16 protein-coding genes are annotated in these 14,619 nt (G+C 71.6%); 2 read left to right on the top strand and 14 right to left on the bottom strand.

Annotation, left to right across the window (positions count from 1 at the left end):
• Nucleotides 1-72: 72 nt before the first annotated feature.
• From tdh to ACIPPM_RS03700, 6 genes are all read right to left on the bottom strand, one after another.
• Nucleotides 73-1,101 (bottom strand): L-threonine 3-dehydrogenase, encoded by a 1,029-nt coding sequence (tdh, locus tag ACIPPM_RS03725; protein WP_393591646.1) that lies wholly within the window; start codon nt 1,099-1,101, stop codon nt 73-75.
• A 193-nt stretch (nt 1,102-1,294) separates the two neighbouring features.
• Nucleotides 1,295-1,858: a GAF domain-containing protein gene (locus tag ACIPPM_RS03720; protein WP_401442484.1), complete on the bottom strand. Its 564-nt coding sequence runs from the start codon at nt 1,856-1,858 to the stop codon at nt 1,295-1,297.
• Nucleotides 1,855-2,499 (bottom strand): GTP-binding protein, encoded by a 645-nt coding sequence (locus tag ACIPPM_RS03715; RefSeq protein WP_401442482.1) that lies wholly within the window; start codon nt 2,497-2,499, stop codon nt 1,855-1,857. The genes ACIPPM_RS03720 and ACIPPM_RS03715 overlap by 4 nt, the downstream gene beginning before the upstream one ends.
• On the bottom strand, nt 2,477-2,848 hold the full coding sequence (locus ACIPPM_RS03710; RefSeq protein ID WP_393911974.1) for a DUF742 domain-containing protein: 372 nt from the start codon (nt 2,846-2,848) through the stop codon (nt 2,477-2,479). The genes ACIPPM_RS03715 and ACIPPM_RS03710 overlap by 23 nt, the downstream gene beginning before the upstream one ends.
• Before the next feature lie 2 nt (nt 2,849-2,850).
• Nucleotides 2,851-3,285, bottom strand: coding sequence for a roadblock/LC7 domain-containing protein (locus tag ACIPPM_RS03705; RefSeq protein WP_393591652.1), 435 nt, complete (start codon nt 3,283-3,285; stop codon nt 2,851-2,853).
• A 95-nt stretch (nt 3,286-3,380) separates the two neighbouring features.
• Nucleotides 3,381-5,435 (bottom strand): sensor histidine kinase, encoded by a 2,055-nt coding sequence (locus ACIPPM_RS03700; protein ID WP_401442480.1) that lies wholly within the window; start codon nt 5,433-5,435, stop codon nt 3,381-3,383.
• 328 nt (nt 5,436-5,763) lie between these two features.
• On the opposite strand from ACIPPM_RS03700, the gene ACIPPM_RS03695 reads away from it, so the two are divergent.
• Nucleotides 5,764-6,891 carry a hypothetical protein gene (locus ACIPPM_RS03695; RefSeq protein WP_401442478.1) on the top strand — a complete coding sequence of 376 codons (1,128 nt, stop codon included), beginning with the start codon at nt 5,764-5,766 and terminating at the stop codon, nt 6,889-6,891.
• On the opposite strand, the gene ACIPPM_RS03690 is transcribed toward ACIPPM_RS03695, so the two are convergent.
• A complete protein-coding gene (locus ACIPPM_RS03690) occupies nt 6,892-7,236 on the bottom strand; it encodes a barstar family protein (RefSeq protein ID WP_393591657.1) in 345 nt (114 codons plus the stop codon).
• A gap of 104 nt (nt 7,237-7,340) precedes the next feature.
• Here ACIPPM_RS03690 and ACIPPM_RS03685 point away from each other — a divergent pair, with 104 nt between their 5' ends.
• On the top strand, nt 7,341-7,682 hold the full coding sequence (locus tag ACIPPM_RS03685; protein WP_401442475.1) for an STAS domain-containing protein: 342 nt from the start codon (nt 7,341-7,343) through the stop codon (nt 7,680-7,682).
• 135 nt (nt 7,683-7,817) lie between these two features.
• Here ACIPPM_RS03685 and ssuE read toward each other — a convergent pair whose 3' ends face one another.
• The 7 genes from ssuE to ACIPPM_RS03650 all read right to left on the bottom strand — a co-directional run bounded on the left by ssuE (nt 7,818) and on the right by ACIPPM_RS03650 (nt 14,605).
• Entirely contained in the window at nt 7,818-8,372 is a 555-nt protein-coding gene (gene ssuE / locus ACIPPM_RS03680) for an NADPH-dependent FMN reductase (RefSeq protein WP_389001673.1), read from the bottom strand.
• 63 nt (nt 8,373-8,435) lie between these two features.
• Complete coding sequence (locus ACIPPM_RS03675) at nt 8,436-9,503, bottom strand: LLM class flavin-dependent oxidoreductase (protein WP_401442471.1); 1,068 nt, start codon at nt 9,501-9,503, stop codon at nt 8,436-8,438.
• Nucleotides 9,500-10,825, bottom strand: a complete 1,326-nt coding sequence (locus tag ACIPPM_RS03670; protein WP_401442468.1) for an NtaA/DmoA family FMN-dependent monooxygenase — start codon at nt 10,823-10,825, stop codon at nt 9,500-9,502. Before ACIPPM_RS03670 ends, ACIPPM_RS03675 begins: the two co-directional genes overlap by 4 nt.
• The gene (locus ACIPPM_RS03665; RefSeq protein ID WP_401442465.1) at nt 10,822-11,808 is read right to left on the bottom strand and encodes an LLM class flavin-dependent oxidoreductase; all 987 of its coding nucleotides are present in this window, start codon (nt 11,806-11,808) and stop codon (nt 10,822-10,824) included. The genes ACIPPM_RS03670 and ACIPPM_RS03665 overlap by 4 nt, the downstream gene beginning before the upstream one ends.
• 14 nt (nt 11,809-11,822) lie before the next feature.
• Nucleotides 11,823-12,797, bottom strand: coding sequence for an ABC transporter substrate-binding protein (locus ACIPPM_RS03660; RefSeq protein ID WP_401444170.1), 975 nt, complete (start codon nt 12,795-12,797; stop codon nt 11,823-11,825).
• 42 nt (nt 12,798-12,839) lie between these two features.
• Nucleotides 12,840-13,604, bottom strand: a complete 765-nt coding sequence (locus ACIPPM_RS03655) for an amino acid ABC transporter ATP-binding protein (protein ID WP_401442462.1) — start codon at nt 13,602-13,604, stop codon at nt 12,840-12,842.
• A complete protein-coding gene (locus ACIPPM_RS03650; RefSeq protein WP_401442459.1) occupies nt 13,601-14,605 on the bottom strand; it encodes an amino acid ABC transporter permease in 1,005 nt (334 codons plus the stop codon). Before ACIPPM_RS03650 ends, ACIPPM_RS03655 begins: the two co-directional genes overlap by 4 nt.
• Nucleotides 14,606-14,619 lie beyond the last annotated feature (14 nt).

Raw genomic sequence — 14,619 nt, 5'->3', positions numbered from 1 at the left:
GGCCCGAAGGGCTGAGCACGGTCGGTCTCCCGACACCGGCTCGGGCGCCCCGGAGGCGAACCGAGCCGGGAATCACGCGGTCCAGTCGAGGATGACCTTGCCGCCCTTGCCGCTGGCCGCGTCCTCGAAGGCCGCCTCGTAGTCGCGGTAGTCGTACCGGCCGGTGATCACGGGGGCGAGGTCGAGGCCGCCCTCCAGGAGGACCGACATGGCGTACCAGGTCTCGAACATCTCGCGGCCGTAGATGCCCTTGATGGTGATCATCGAGGTGACGATCCGGGACCAGTCCACCGGGAACTCCTGCGACGGCAGGCCCAGCATGGCGATGCGGCCGCCGTGCGTCATGTTGGCGATCATGTCGCGCATGGCCTCGGGGCGGCCGGACATCTCCAGGCCGATGTCGAAGCCCTCGCGCAGGCCCAGCTCCCGCTGACCGTCCGCGATCGAGGATCGCGAGACGTTCAGTGCCAGGCTCACTCCTATCTTGCGGGCCAGTTCGAGGCGCTCCTCGCTGACGTCGGTGACGACGACGTTGCGGGCGCCCGCGTGCCGGGCGACGGCCGCGGCCATCAGGCCGATCGGGCCCGCGCCGGTGATCAGGACGTCCTCGCCGACCAGCGGGAAGGACAGCGCGGTGTGCACGGCGTTGCCGAACGGGTCGAACACGGCGGCGATGTCCAGGTCCACGGGGACCCGGTGCACCCACACGTTGGCCGCGGGCAGCGCCACGTACTCGGCGAACGCGCCGTCGCGGCCCACGCCCAGACCGATTGTGGAGCGGCACAGGTGGCGGCGGCCGGCGAGGCAGTTGCGGCACTTGCCGCACACCAGGTGGCCCTCGCCGCTGACCCGGTCGCCCACCCGGATGTCGGTGACGTCGCGGCCCATGGACACGACCTGTCCGACGAACTCGTGGCCGACGATCAGCGGGGTACGGATCGCCTGCTGCGCCCAGCCGTCCCAGGCGCGGATGTGCAGGTCGGTGCCGCAGATACCGGTCCGCATGACCTTGATGAGCACGTCACCGGGACCCACTTCGGGCTCGGGCACGTCCATGAGCCGGAGACCGGGCTCCGCCTTCTCCTTGACCAGCGCCTTCAACGCTACGGCTCCTGTGGGTGAGGCCCGGCCGTACGGGCGCGCCGAGGCGTCCGCACCGGGTCCGAGGGGTGGAATCACCCCGCAATCTGCCGTATGCGCCGACCGGAATCCATCGAGCTTTTCTTAACCGGCGCCACAGGTTTCCTTCACGCGTCGGCGGCCTCCGTCCAACTCCGGTCTTATTTACGTTCGTTCAGATGGGCAGACCGTCGTCGGCGGCCCGTTCGATGCGTACGGCGAGTTCGGCGGCCATCCCCTTGATGGCCTCAAGCCCGGTCCTGCCCCAGTTGCGGGGCTGGGTGTCGGCGGCGCACACGGTGCCGAGCACCATGCCGGAGCTGTCGATGAGTGGGGCGCCCATATAGGAGCGGATGCCGAGGTCGTCGACGATCGGGTTGCCGGCGAAGCGGGGGTAGTCGCGGACGTCCTCCAGCACCAGGGCCTTGTGGCGGACGACCACATGTGGGCAGAAGCCATGTTCGCGGGGCAGCACCCGGCCGGCCCCGTCCGTGCGGGTGAGGCGGCCGGTGGGCGGGGCGCTCAGGCCCGCGAAGAACTGTTGCTGCTCGCCGATGAAGTTGACCATGGCGTACGGCGCGCCGGTGACCTGGGCGAGGTGGTCGGCGAAGGCGTCGAGCGCGGGCTCGGCGCGCTCCCCGAGGCCGAGGCGGCGCAGCCGGGAGGCGCGGGCCGGGGCTTCCTTGTCCTCCGGGGTGAGCAGCAGACCCCGGACCCGGCGGACCGGCTCGTACATCATGACCGCACTCCCTGGACGGGGGCTCCCTGCGCGGGGGCGGGCGCCGGGACGTGGGCGAGGAGGTGGCGCACGAGGGTGAGCAGGGTCTGTACGCCGGAGCTGGAGATACGGGCGTCGCAGGGGACGACCGGGACGGCGGGGCTCAGATCGAGGGCGGCGCGCACCTCGTCGGGGTCGTAGCGGAAGCCGCCGTCGAACTCGTTGACGGCGACGATGAAGGCGACGCCGCGTTCCTCGAAGAAGTCGACGGCGGGGAAGCACTCCTCCAGGCGGCGGGTGTCGGCGAGGACGACCGCGCCGAGCGCGCCCTCGGACAGCTCGTCCCACATGAACCAGAACCGTTCCTGGCCGGGCGTGCCGAACAGGTAGAGGACGTGCCGGGGGTCGAGGGTGATGCGGCCGAAGTCCATGGCGACGGTCGTCTCGACCTTGTTCTCGACGCCGTCGAGGTTGTCGGTGGCCGCGCCGACCGTGGTGAGCAGTTCCTCCGTGCTGAGCGGGGCGATCTCGCTGACCGCGCCCACGAAGGTGGTCTTGCCCACCCCGAACCCGCCCGCCACCAGGATCTTGAGCGCGGTGGGGAACGGGTCGGGGCTGTACGGGTCGGAGCTGTACGGGTCAGAGCTGTCGTCGTAGTCCATCGAGCACTGCCTCCAGCAGAGACCGGTCAGTGGGGTTGTGGCGGAAGGCGGGTGGCTTGGTGGTCAGCGCCCCGCAGTCGACGAGGTCCGAGAGCAGCACTTTGGTGACCACGGCGGGCAGCCTCAGGTACGCGGCCATCTCAGCCACCGAGACGGGCGCGCGGGACAGGTCGAGCGCCTGGGCGTGCTCGGGGCCGAGGTAGCCGAGCGGGGTGACTCCGGTGGCCATCACCTGGGAGATCAGGTCCAGGGCGACACTGGGTTCGGTACGGCCGTCGCTGACCGTGAACGGTCGCACCAGCCGCCCGGCCGCGTCGTCGAGCCAGGGCTCGTCGCCCACGGCGGCCACGCTCACGGCCTCATCGCCGTGGGGTCGGTGGCGGGCTGGCGGGGCGCGGTGACGAGGTACGGGCGCACGCTCTTGACCAGCATCGCCATCTCGTAGCCGAGCACGGCGGCGTCGGCCTCGCGGCCGGCGAGCACGGCGAGACAGGTGCCGGAGCCGGCGGTTGTGACGAACAGGAGGGTTGAGGCCAGTTCGACCACGACCTGGCGTACTTCCCCGCCGTCCCCGAACCGGACGCCCGCGCTGCGGCCGAGGGAGTACAGGCCGGAGGCGAGCGCGGCCATGTGGTCGGCGCTGTCGGGGTCCAGCCCGTGTACGGACTTCACCAGCCCGTCGCAGGACAGGAGCACCGCACTGCTGGTGTGCGGTACGCGCTGCACGAGGCCGCTCAGCAGCCAGTCGAGGTCGGATGCGTGGGCGGTCGGCGCATCGCTCGCCATGGTGGATCGACTCCTTGGGGTTCGGGGGGCTGCGGGAGCGCTGGTGGGGGTGGTGAGGGAGGTGGGGCTGAGGGTGAGGCTGGTGGGGGTGTGGGTCATACGGGGGGCGAACTCCTGTCCATGGGCCCGGGCTGTGTGTGATCGGGGGCCGTGGGGCTGGGCGCGGTGTGGCCGGGTGCCGTGTGGTCGACCTCCATGTGGCCAACCTCCATGTGGCCCGGCGCCATGTGGTCGGCATCCACGTGGTCGGCCTCCAGGTGGCCAACCTCCAGGTGTCCGGCATCCATGTGGCTGGCGCCCATGTGGTCAGCCTCCATGGGCACAGCAGCCATGTCGTCAGCGGCCATGAGCGCGGTGTCCGTATGCGTGCCCTCCATGTACGCGGTGTCCGAGGACACGGCTTCACCGGAAGACTGCAGCTCCCCGTACCCGTCGCTCCCGCCCCCGTCCTCCAGGCTCTGCTGGGACTCCGCGAGGCCGACGCCGCGTTGGAAGGCGGCCATGAGGCCGGGGTCGTGGCCCACGACGAGGTCGCTGTCCTGACGTGGCGCGGGACCACCGCGGAGCTGCGGGACGATGTGCTCCTGGGCGCGGCGGCGGGGCAGTTGAGGCCTGTCCGTACCCGTGGGTGCCACTCCCGCGCGCGGAGTCGGCAGCGCACCTGTGTGCGCCTCCACCACGGCCCGGTCCCCGGCGCTGATGCCGGGCACCGCCTCGGCGGGGTTGGCCCGCTGCTCCTGAGCCCCTCGCATGGGCAACGGAGGCGGCGTCGCAGCCCCCGTACCGGCACCGGCGTCCCCGCTCCCCCGCCGAGCCACCTGCCGATGCCGCCCGGTGGCCGGAGCGGGAACCGGAGCACTCAGTGCAGCTGCCACCGCCCCAGCCGCCTCGGCCGGAGGACCAGCCAGCTCCGGAGCGGGCACCGCCACAGCCCCCGCCCCCTCGCCCCCCGCCGAAGCCCCCAGCAAGCCCTGCGGCACGACCAGTACCGCCTGTACTCCCCCGTAGATGTTGGTCTGGAGGCGCACCGAGATGCCGTGGCGGCGGGCGAGTTGGGAGACGACGTAGAGACCGATGCGGCCGTCGGCCAGGAGGCTGGCGACCTTGACCTGGTCGGGGTCGGAGAGGAGGGCGTTCATCCGGTGCTGTTCCTCGACCGGCATGCCGAGTCCGCGGTCCTCGACCTCGATGGCGAGCCCGGAGGTCACCAGGTTTGCGCGGAGCAGGACTTGGGTCTGCGGGGCGGAGAACACGGTGGCGTTCTCGACGAGTTCGGCGAGGAGGTGGATGACGTCGGCGACGGCGTGGCCGCGCAGTTCGCCCTCGATGGGCGGGACGAGCTTGACCCGTGAGTACTGTTCGACCTCGGCGATGGCGGAGCGCAGCACCTCGGTCATGTCGACCGGGTTGCTCCACTGGCGCCGGGAGACGGCGCCGCCGAGCACGGCGAGGTTCTCGGCGTGGCGGCGGATGCGGGTGGCGAGGTGGTCGACGTGGAAGAGGCCCTTGAGCAGGTCGGGGTCCTCGATCTCGTTCTCCAGCTCGTCGAGGATGGAGATCTCCCGGTGCACCAGGGACTGGAGCCGTCGGGCGAGGTTGACGAAGACTTCGAGTTTCTGTTCGTTGGCGGCCTGGCTGGAGAGTTGGGCCGCGCGGACGACGGCGGTGACGGCGCCGTCGTGCGCGCGGGCCAGGTCGGCGGCGAGGAGTTCGAAGTCGTCGGCGTCCTCGGGCGGCCTGCGCCGGGGTTTGCCGCGCGGGGGTGCGTCGCCCCGGCGTAGCCCGTCGACCAGGGCGCGCAGGTCGGCCTCGCCTCGGGCGGCGTTGCGGCGCAGCGCGCCGACGCGGTCGCCGACGGAGCGGGCGGCGCGGTCGGCGGCGACGGCGGCGACGGCGATCGCGGCCCCGGCTACCACGACGGCGGCGGCGAGCATCGCCCAGAGGGCGAGGCCGGTGTGCGCGCGGGCGGTGAAGACGACGGCCGCGGTGGCGGCGAGGGCGACCGCGACGGGCGGGAGTACGGCGAGCCGCATGAGCTGGGGCCGTAGGAGTGTCTCGGGCAGTGCGGGAGCGGGTCGGGCGACCGGTCTCCCGTGTCGGCCGCCCTCTCGGCGGTCGGCGCGGGCGGCCGGTGCGCGGAGGTGAGACATCTGCGTCCTCGTACTGGTCCGTCGGGCCTGGTGTCGGAAAGAAAAAGGGAAGGGAAAAGGGCCCTGAGTTGTCCGACGGGAATTCACGGTAGTTGCCTGTGCGGTAGGTCCGGCGGGCAGTTGACAAACTCTCCCGGCCTGCGTCCCGCTCTGGTATGAGGCGTCGTACGTCCGATCGATAAAGCCGGTGGATTTCCGCGCCAGAGGGAAAAGGAAATGGTCCGACTCGATCAGAAGAAATCATTCCCCGTGATCCGCACGTGATCAGCACCGGGTACGCTCCCGCCTGATCGGTGTGCACCGACGCGGCAACTACGGGGGATACACGATGACTTGGGGACGTGCGGCGATACCCGCGCTGGTCGGCGGGCTGCTGCTCACGGCATTACTGTGGTGGGCGGGGGCGAGCACGGACGCGCTGCACCTGCCGGGGAGCGCCGATCTGCTCGGCGGTGAGGGGGTCGCCGAACTGCAGCGGTGGCTCACCCCGTGGGCGTACGACCCGCCGCAACCCCTGCAGTACGCGCCGGGCGGTGACGGCACGCACTACCTCGACCTGTTCCACACCGCGGTGCAGATCCGGTTCGGGGCGCTCTTCGGGTTCTTCACCGTCGGGGCGCTGTTCCTGATGCGGTGGCTGCCGCCGGTGGCGGGGCGGGTGACGGCCGCGCTGCTCGCGCTGTGGGCCTGGGGGCTGGCGGCCGCGATGCTGGCGATGACGGTGTCCGCGCCGTGGCAGATCGCCGCGTACGGGCACGGCAGCTATCGCTTCCTGCCGAATCTGGCGGGCGAGACGACCGAGGGACGCCCCCTCGTGGTGGTGGTCGGACTGATCGTGTCGGGGGCGACGGTACTTCTGGGGCGGATCATCGCCAGGGACGCGGGCCCGCTGCCCTGGCAGGAGGTGCCGGCGCGGGCCGCGCGACTGGCGGCCACGGCCGGCACGGCGATGATCGCGCTGTCGCTGCTGGTGCTGTCGTACGTGTCGGTCGCCGCCGCGATCCAGACGGCGCCCTACGGCGGCGGATTCTTCTCCGAGCCGGGTGATCTGCTGCGGGAGTGGCTGCTGCTCGGCAGTTGGTCGGGCCCCGCGGGCATGCCGTTCGGCGAGTGGCTGCTGGCCCGGCTGCCCGACCTGCTGGTGCTCGCCGTGGTGTGGTGGGCGCTCCGGCTGCTGCCCGGCCTGCTCACCAGGGTCACGGTCCCCGCGATGGTGGTCGGTACGATCTGCGCGACCCTCGTCGCCCTGACGGCCGGGCAGTTGCTGCGGATGGCGACCGTCGGGGGCGGCCCGGAGTGGGGGCTGCGGTACCTCGTCGGCGGTATCGGGGGCGGTCCGGCCGCGCTGACCTGGGGGCTGATCGCGGGGGTGGTGGCCGCCGTCACGCTGCGACTGTCGGCGCGTAGCGCGGCGGCCTCGGGGAAGGCCACCGCGCCGGGCGCGGCTCAGGGATGATCAGACGAGGGTGAGGACGACCGCGAGCGTGGAGTCGTACTTCTGCTGGCGCCCGGCGACCGATTCGAGGACCTGCTGGGCGCTCTCCCACTGCTCGGGCTGGGCCTTGGCGTAGTCGCGCCAGCCGATGACGACCATCAGACGGCCGGCCACCTCGGGGCCCCAGCCGATGTCGCCGCAGGCGTCCTGGAACGCTTGCCAGTTGCGTCCGGCGAACTCGGGCAGGTCGAGGGCCTTGGTGGCGCGGTCCATGAATCCGGCCTGGTCCGTGACTCCGGCGAGGTCGAGCGGGATGACCTTCCAGCCGGCCTTCTGGACGACCTCGGCGAGGGTGGCTGCGGGCATGTCGGCACCGCCTTCGGGGTCCGGGGATGGCGTCGGTCCCCCCATCATGCCCCGGTCGGAGCGGGTCCGCAGGTTCGCCGGACCGGCCCGGAGGCGCCGCCGGGGTGCTGGGCGCGCTCGGGGTGGCGCGGCTGGTGCGGTTCGTGCCGCGCGGCGCGCTGACCGAGGTCATCGTGGCGGCGGGCATCACGGTTCCGACCATGGGCGACCCGTCCTTCGCCTCGGTGGGCGGCCTGGCGCACCGTTTCGCCTCCGCCCCCGGTCCCGGCCGGGTGGTGGTCGACATGTCGGCCGCCCACGTGTGGGACGCCTCGTCCGTCGCCGCGCTGGACGCCGTCGAGGCGCGGTGCGCCGAATACGGCAAGACGGGCGAGATCAACGGCCTGAATGAGCGCCTCGCCCGTCTGCATAGCAGGCTGACCGGCGAGCTGACAGGCAAGGGCTGAGCGGACACGGGCCGTGTGGACGTGGAACATATGGCCCCGGACCATGTGGGCCGAGACCATATGGTCCGAGACCATATGGTCCGAGACCATGTGGTCCGAGACCATGTGGGCCGAGACCATGTGGGCCCGGACCACTCACCCGGTCGCGGCCAGCAGGGTGCGGCCGCCGAGCGCGACGGAGAACTGGTCGGTGATCTGGGCCAGCGCCTCGGCGGTACCGGGAGCGACGGCGAGGCTGCCGTCCTCGCGCACCACGATGTCCTTGTCGAGGGTGAACCAGCCCTGGACTATATGGGCGGCGCCCATGGAGCTGAGCACCGGCCGCAGGGCGTAGTCGATGGCGAGGACATGGGCCGTGGTGCCGCCGGTGGCGAGCGGCAGCACCGTCTTCCCGGTGAGCGCGTACTGCGGGAGAAGGTCGAGGAAGGACTTGAGCAGCCCGGAGTACGCGGCCTTGTACACGGGGGTGCCGATCACGACGCCGTCGGCCCGGTCGACCAGCTCGGCGGCGGCCGCGATCGCCGGATGGCGCACATCGGCACCGAGCAGCGCCTCGGCGGGCAGCCCGCGCACGTCCAGCGGGACCACCTGGTGTCCCTGACGGCTCAGCCGCTCGTCCAGGTGGCGCAGCAGACGGCCGGTGCGGGAGGTGGCGGAGGGGCTGCCGGAGATGGACAGGACGGTTGCCATGGGGGGACCTTTCAGCGGGGTTCGGTGGGGCGGGGGCCAGGAGGTGTCTCGATGTGACGCCTCCTACGCCTGCCGCCACAGGGTGGTGGGCGCTTCTGTCCGCACCACGGGGGCGATCTCCTCGGCGAACCAACGGAGTTGGTCGAGCTGCCGGGGCAGGGCGAGGCCGGAGCCGTCGACGGTGACGGACTGGAGGTCGTGGCGGTAGGCCGCGTGGAAGCCGAGGATCTTGTCGATGACCTGCTGCGGGCTGCCGATGAGGTGGGGCCCGTCCGCGATGGCCTCCTCGACGGTGCGGAACGGCGTGTTGTAGCCGGGCTTGCCCGCCAGGTGCGGCTTGTACGTCTGGCGGACGCGGGCCTCGTAGAAGTCCTTGAACTCGGCGACGGCCTGCTGGCTGGTGCGGGCGATGAACAGGCCGCCGGAGCCCGCGCCGACGTAGGCGTCGGCCGGGTCGTGGCCGTGGGCGGCGAAGCGTTCCCGGTAGTGGTCGATGAGCCGGGTGTACGCCTCGCGGGGCTGGATGGCGTTGGCGCTGAACAGCGGGTCCCCGTACCGGGCGGCCAGCTCGGGTGAGTTGAGGCTGGTCGCGGAGCCGTGCCAGACGCGGGGCGGGCGGCCCTCGTAGGGGCGCGGGAGGGTGGTGACGTCGGTCAGGGGCGGGCGGAACTTGCCCTGCCAGGTGACGTCCTCCTCGCGCCAGAGCGTGCGCAGCAGCTCGTACTTCTCGGCCTGGTAGTCCCACTGGAGGCCCTCGTCCAGGCCGAAGAGGTCGAAGTGGCCGGCTTCGGCGCCCTTGCCGATGACGAGTTCGAGGCGGCCGCGGGAGAGCTGGTGGAGGGTGGCGTAGTCCTCGGCGACCCGTACGGGGTCGAGGATGGCGAGGACCGTGACGCCGGTGAGCAGCCGGATGCGGGAGGTGCGGGCGGCGAGCGCGCCGAGCAGCACGGTGGGGCTGGAGGACAGGAAGGGTCCGGCGTGCCGCTCCCCGATGGCGTAGGCGTCGAAGCCCAGCTCCTCGGCGGCGACACCGGTTTCCACGATCTCGGTCAACCGGTCTGCGGCTGTGGCCTGTTCGCCGGTGAGGGGGTGCGGCGCGTGACCGCCGATGGTGAGGACCTGGAACCTCATGCGGACTTCTCCTGACGCGGTGCGGGGCGGCCGAGGCCGAGGTGGTCGCGCAGGGTGGGGCCCTGGTACTCGGTGCGCAGGACGCCGCGTTCCTGGAGCAGTGGGACGACCCGGTCGACGAACTCGTCAAGACCGCCGGGGGTGAGGTGGGGTACGAGGATGAAGCCGTCGGCCGCGTCGGTCCGGACGCGTTCGTCCATGGCGGCGGCGACCGAGCCGGGGGTGCCGATGAAGGATTGCCGGGCGGTGAGTTCGATGGCCAGTTCGCGGATGGAGAGGTGCTTCTCCTCGGCGAGGGCCCGCCAGCGGGCGGCGATGCCGAACCGGTCGGCCATGTGGGCCCAGCCCTGGGCGAGTTCGCCGTCGGGCACCGGTTCGACGTCCGGGAGGGGGCCGTCGGGGTCGTGGCCGGTGAGGTCGCGGCCCCAGACGTTCTCCAGCGTGGCGATGGCGGTCTGCGGGCTGACCTGCTGACGCCGGATGTGCGCGGCGCGTTCCTGCGCGTCGGCCTCGCTGTCGCCGAGGACGACGGTCGCGGCGGGCATGATCTTCAGCTGGTCAGGGGTGCGGCCGTACCGGGCCAGGCGGCCCTTGACGTCGGCGTGGAAGGCTCGGCCCGCCTCCAGGGTGCTGTGTCGGCTGAAGACGATGTCGGCGGTGCGTGCGGCGAACTCCCGGCCCTCGTCGGAGTCCCCGGCCTGGATGAGGACGGGGTGCAACTGGGGCGAATGGGGCAGCGTGGCGCGGGCGGTGATGTCGAACTGGGGCCCGCTGTGCCGCACGGTGCGTGGGGTGCCGCCGCTGGGCCAGGAGTCCCACAGGGCGCGGGCCACCTCCACGAACTCCTCGGCGCGCAGGTAGCGGTCTGCGCGGTCGAGGTAGCCGCCACGGCGGAAGTTCTCCCCGGTGAACGCGTCGGAGGAGGTGACGATGTTCCACGCGGCCCGACCGCCGGAGAGGTGGTCCAACGAGGCAAATCTGCGGACGAGTTCGTACGGCTCGTTGAAGGTGGCGTTCACGGTGGCGGCGAGTCCGAGGTGCTCGGTGACGGCGGCGAGCGCGTTCAGCACCGTCAGCGACTCGGGACGGCCGACCACGTCCAAGTCATGGATGCGGCCCTTGCGTTCGCGCAGCCGCAGCCCCTCGGCGAGGAAGAAGAAGTCGAACCGGCCGCGTTCGGCGGTGCGGGCCAGGTGCTGGAAGGAGGCGAAGTCGATCTGGCTGCGGGAGTCGGGGTCCCGCCACACGGTGGTGCTGTTGACGCCGGGAAAGTGTGCGGCGAGGTGGATCTGCTTGCGTCCGGCGGGAGTTGCGGCGCTCACAGTGCGGCCCCCGTCCGGACGGCGTAACGGCTGTCGGGGCGGGCCAGGCCGAGGTGGTCGCGCAGGGTGTGGCCCGCGTGGGTGGCGCGGAACAGGCCGCGGGCGCGCAGCGCGGGTACGACGTCGTGGATCACGGCGGGCAGTTCCTCCGCGGGGTCGGTGAGGGCGAGGTGGAAGCCGTCCGTACCGGCCTCGGCATGCCAGTCGGCGAGCAACTCCGCCAGCCTGTACGGGCTTTCGGCGACTCGTATCAGCACCCGCAGGTCGTCCCGGCCGGCGCGCCTCAGCAACTCGGCGTGGGCCTCGCGGGCGGCGGCCGGACTGTCCGCGTCCAGCAGCACGATCTCGGCGTGGTGTGCGGCCAACTCCCAACGACCGTCACGCCCTTGAGCGTCGAGTACGACGGCGACGGGAGGCCGTCCCTGCGGTGGCCGGGGCACGATGGACGGCCCCCGGACCGAGAAGTGCGGCCCCTCGAAGTCGGCGTAGTGCAGCTTGTCGCGGTCGATGAAGCGGCCGGTGTCGGCGTCCCGTATCTCGGCGTCGTCCTCCCAGCTGTCCCAGAGCCGGGCGGCGACCTCCGCGGCGTCGGCCGCTTCCGCCCACAGCTCGGGCGCGGGGGCGGGATCGCGGCGGCCGACGGCGCGGGCCGCTTCCTCGGTGGTGGAGACGTCGACCAGCCAGCCCGCGCGCCCCTGGCTGACGAAGTCCAGGGTGGCGAGGGCGGTGGAGGTGTGGAAGGGCTCGGTGTGGGTGGTGGTGACCGTGGGCACGAGGCCGATGCGGCTGGTGCGGGCGGCGGCGTGGGCCAGGACGGCGACGGCGTCGAGGCGGCCGTCGGCGTCGGCCGGGTCGAGGGAGTCGTCGAGGGTGACGAAGTCGAGCGCGCCGAGTTCGGCGAGCTGGACGAGCCCGGTCCAGTGGGCGGCGGGCCGGGGTCCGGCGTTGCCGAGGGCGACGGAGAGATGGAGTTCGCGGGTCATGCTGTCCTCCTCGCCTACTTCCCGGCCTTGGGCAGGCCGGGCGGGTTGATCTCGGACTTGGTCACGGCCTCGTCGGACAGCCCCCAGCGCTTCAGCACCTTCGCGTAAGTGCCGTTCTTGATCACATGGTCGAGGGCGTCGGCGAGGGGCTTGGCGAGGCCGCTGTCCTTCTTGGTGGTGGCGGCGATGAGGCCCTGGAGGGTGGCACCGGCACCGGAGTAGGTGCCGACGACCTCGGTCTCGCCGGTGGTCGCCGCGTGGTAGGCGGCGGTGGGGTTGGGGCCCACATAGAGGTCGATGCGGCCGGAGCGGAGAGCCAGGTAGGTGTCGCTCTCATCCTGGTAGTACTTGATGCGGATCGGCTTACGGCCCGCCTTCTCGTTCTCCTTGCTCCACTCGACCAGGAGCTTCTCCTGGTTGGTGCCGCTGGAGACGGCGACGGTGCGCCCGGCGAGGTCGGCCGGGCCGGTGACCTTCAGGCCGCTGCCCTTCTTCGCCGCGAACCCGAGGTTGTCCTCGCGATAGGTGGCGAAGTCGTACTTCTCCTTGCGTTCCTCGGTGACCGTGATGTTGCTGAAGCCCACGTCGTACTTGGCGCTGTCGAGGCCGACGAAGATGTTCTCCCAGGACACGGTGTTGAGGTGGGGCTTGAGCCCGAGCACTCCGGCGACGAGGTACGCGAGGTCGGGTTCGACACCGATGACGGTCTTGTTGTCGGTGGCGTGGAAGCCCAGTGGCGCTGCCGAGTTGGAGGAGTCGACGATCTCCAGGGTGCCTCTCTTCCTGATCTTCTCCGGGACCTCGGCGGCGAGGGAGGCGACCTGGGGCGTGGTGATCCGGTGCTGGTCGGGGCTGAGGTTGATCTTCGTGGTGGTGCCCTTGGCGGCCGCGACCTCGGCCGTGCCGCCGTCGGTGGGGTTGGCGCAGGCGGCCAGGACGAGGGCGGAGGCGAGGCCGAGTGCGGGGACGGCGATACGGCGGGCGGTGATGGACACGGGGAAATCTCCTCTACGAAAGATGAGTTGGAAAGGTCAGAGGACCTTGGCGAGGAAGGCGCGGGTGCGTTCGCGCTGCGGGGCGTCCAACACGGCGGACGGCGGGCCCTGTTCGACCACCGTGCCGTCGTCCATGAAGACCACGGTGTCGGCGACCTCGCGGGCGAAGCCGATCTCGTGGGTGACGACGATCATGGTGGTGCCGGTACGGGCCAGGTCCTTGATGACGTCCAGGACCTCGCCCACCAGCTCGGGGTCGAGCGCGGAGGTGGGTTCGTCGAAGAGGAGCACCTTGGGCTCCAGGGCGAGCGCGCGGGCGATGGCGACGCGCTGCTGCTGGCCGCCGGAGAGCTGGCGCGGGTAGGCGTCGGCCTTGTCGGCGAGGCCGACCCGGTCCAGCAGGCGGCGCGCGGTCGCCTCGGCCTCCTTCTTGGGGCGGCGCAGCGCGGAGACGGGGGCTTCGAGCAGGTTGTCCAGCACGGTGAGGTGCGGGAAGAGGTTGAAGTTCTGGAACACGAACCCGATGTGGGTGCGCTGCTTGAGGACGTCCCGTTCCTTCAGTTCGTGCAGCTTGTTCCCGGCGCGGCGGTAGCCGATGAGTTCGCCGTCGATGCTGATCCAGCCGCTGTCGACCTTCTCGAGGTGGTTGATGGTCCGCAGCAGGGTGGACTTGCCGGAGCCGGAGGGGCCGAGGATCACGGTGACCTCGCCCGCCCGCACGGTCAGGTCGACGCCGCGCAGCACTTCCAGGGGGCCGAAGCTCTTGTGGACGCTTCGTACGTCCACCATGACGTCGTTCATCGGTTCTCTCCCCGGAGGTGAAGTGCGGTGACGGGTGCCTCGCGCCGAGCGGCGGCCGCGCGGAGGTCGCGCAGGAAGCGGCGGGCCCGCTGGAGCGGGGTGGGTGGTGGGGTGCGGTCGGCGCCGCGGGCGTAGCGGCGCTCCACGTAGTACTGGGCGATCGACAGCAGCGAGGTCAGCAGGACGTACCAGGCGGTGGCGACGAGCAGCAGCGGGATGACCCGGCCGTTGCGGCCGTAGATGACCTGGACCTGGTAGAACAGCTCGCCGATGGCCATCACGTAGACCACCGAGGTGCCCTTGAGCAGGCCGATGATCTCGTTACCGGCGGTAGGCAGGATGGCGCGCATGGCCTGGGGCAGCACGATCCGGCGGATCTGCCGCAGCCGGGGGATGCCGAGCGCGGCGGCGGCCTCGCGCTGTCCGGCGTCGACGGAGAGGACTCCGCCCCGGACGATCTCGGCGGCGTAGGCGGCCTGGTGGAGGGTGAGGCCGATGACGGCGGCGCCGATGGTGCCGATCAGGCTGTCGCTGTCGACGGACCAGAAGACGGGCCCGAACGGGACGCCGATGCCGAGGCGTTCGTACAGGGCGCTCAGATTGAACCAGAACACGAGCTGCACGATCATCGGGATGGACCGGAACACCCAGATGTAGGTCCAGGCGACGGTCTGCAGCACCGGGCTGTGCGAGAGCCGCATGAAGGCGAGCACGGTGCCGAGGAGGAAGCCCAGCACGGTTGCGTAGGCGGTGAGTTGGAGGGTGACCCAGACGGCCTGGACGATCGTCTCGGACAGGACGTAGTCGCGGAAGACGTGCCACTCCCAGACCGGGTTGGTGGCGAGCCCGTGCGTGAACTGGGCGACCAGCACGAGGACGGCGGCGGCACCGGCCCAGCGGGCGGGGTGCCGGGCGGGTACGACCTTGAAGGCGGCCGGGTCGGCGGTGGCGGGCGGCACGTGGGGAGCGGCCGGGGCGGTGTCGGGGGCGGCGGTGGTCATGGTGGGTTCCGTCG

Origin of the sequence: Streptomyces sp. NPDC090119, from assembly GCF_044747085.1 — a bacterium.
Lineage (GTDB): Bacteria > Actinomycetota > Actinomycetes > Streptomycetales > Streptomycetaceae > Streptomyces.
Note: the sequence above shows the minus strand (reverse complement) of the source record. Positions and strands in the feature narration are given on the sequence as shown.